1 rRNA gene is annotated in these 1,826 nt (G+C 58.3%); it reads left to right on the forward strand.

Going from position 1 to position 1,826, the window contains the following annotated elements:
* Window positions 1-1,824, forward strand: a 23S ribosomal RNA gene (locus tag ACWEQG_RS38975); the annotation flags it as partial.
* Between the last annotated feature and the right edge of the window lie 2 nt (window positions 1,825-1,826).

A 1,826-nucleotide genomic window follows, 5' to 3' on the forward strand; every position in this document is an offset into this window, starting at 1 on the left:
GGGGGTGGGTAGGGGAGCGTCGTGCGAACCGGTGAAGCCGCCGAGTGATCGTGTGGTGGAGGTCGTGCGAGTGAGAATGCAGGCATGAGTAGCGAGTCAGAAGTGAGAATCTTCTGCGCCGGATGACCAAGGGTTCCTGGGGCAGGTTCGTCCGCCCAGGGTAAGTCGGGACCTAAGGCGAGGCCGACAGGCGTAGTCGATGGACAACGGGTTGATATTCCCGTACCCGCTGTGATGCGCCCATATCGAATCCAGTGATACTAAGGGTCCTTAGCCCGGTTGGCTCTTCGGAGCCGGCGTCAGGGTGAACGCCTGGCCTGATCTGGTAGTAGGTAAGCGATGGGGTGACGCAGGAAGGTAGCCCAGCCCGGGCGGTGGTTGTCCCGGGGTAAGCATGTAGGGCGAGAGATAGGCAAATCCGTCTCTCATTGAGCCTGAGGTGTGATGCCGAGCCGATTGTGGCGAAGTGGGTGATCCTATGCTGCCGAGAAAAGCCTCTAGTGAGTGTCGCGGCGGCCCGTACCCGAAACCGACTCAGGTGGTCAGGTAGAGAATACCAAGGCGGTCGGGTGAACTGTGGTTAAGGAACTCGGCAAATTGCCCCCGTAACTTCGGGAGAAGGGGGACCTTTACTGGTGATCGGACTAGCTCCGTGAGCTGGTGGGGGTCGCAGTGGCCAGGGGGAAGCGACTGTTTACTAAAAACACAGGTCCGTGCGAAGTCGTAAGACGATGTATACGGACTGACGCCTGCCCGGTGCCGGAACGTTAAGGGGACCGCTTAGCCAGTTTCGACTGGCGAAGGTGAGAACTTAAGCGCCGGTAAACGGCGGTGGTAACTATAACCATCCTAAGGTAGCGAAATTCCTTGTCGGGTAAGTTCCGACCTGCACGAATGGCGTAACGACTTCCCCGCTGTCTCAACCACAGGCCCGGTGAAATTGCAGTACGAGTAAAGATGCTCGTTTCGCGCAGCAGGACGGAAAGACCCCGGGACCTTCACTACAGCTTGACATTGGCGTTTGGAGCGTCTTGTGTAGGATAGGTGGGAGACTGGGAAGCGGTAACGCTAGTTACCGTGGAGTCATTGGTGAAATACCACTCTGGTCGTTTTGGACGTCTAACCCGCGCCCGTGAATCCGGGTGGGGGACAGTGTCTGGTGGGTAGTTTAACTGGGGCGGTTGCCTCCTAAAAGGTAACGGAGGCGCCCAAAGGTTCCCTCAGCCTGGTTGGCAATCAGGTGTCGAGTGTAAGTGCACAAGGGAGCTTGACTGTGAGACTGACGGGTCGAGCAGGAGCGAAAGCTGGGACTAGTGATCCGGCATCGGCGTGTGGAAGCGGTGTCGCTCAACGGCTAAAAGGTACCCCGGGGATAACAGGCTGATCTTCCCCAAGAGTCCATATCGACGGGATGGTTTGGCACCTCGATGTCGGCTCGTCGCATCCTGGGGCTGGAGTAGGTCCCAAGGGTTGGGCTGTTCGCCCATTAAAGCGGTACGCGAGCTGGGTTTAGAACGTCGCGAGACAGTTCGGTCCCTATCCGCTGCGCGCGCAGGAGACTTGCGAGGGGCTGTCCCTAGTACGAGAGGACCGGGACGGACGAACCTCTGGTGTGCCAGTTGTTCCGCCAGGAGCACGGCTGGTTGGCTACGTTCGGTAGGGATAACCGCTGAAAGCATCTAAGCGGGAAGCTCGCCTCAAGATGAGGTCTCCCACCACGAGAGTGGGTAAGGCCCCCTAGAGATGATGGGGTTGATAGGCCGGAAGTGGAAGCGCAGTAATGTGTGGAGCTGACCGGTACTAATAGGCCGAGGACTTGACCATGA

Source organism: Microbispora sp. NPDC004025 (assembly GCF_053604425.1).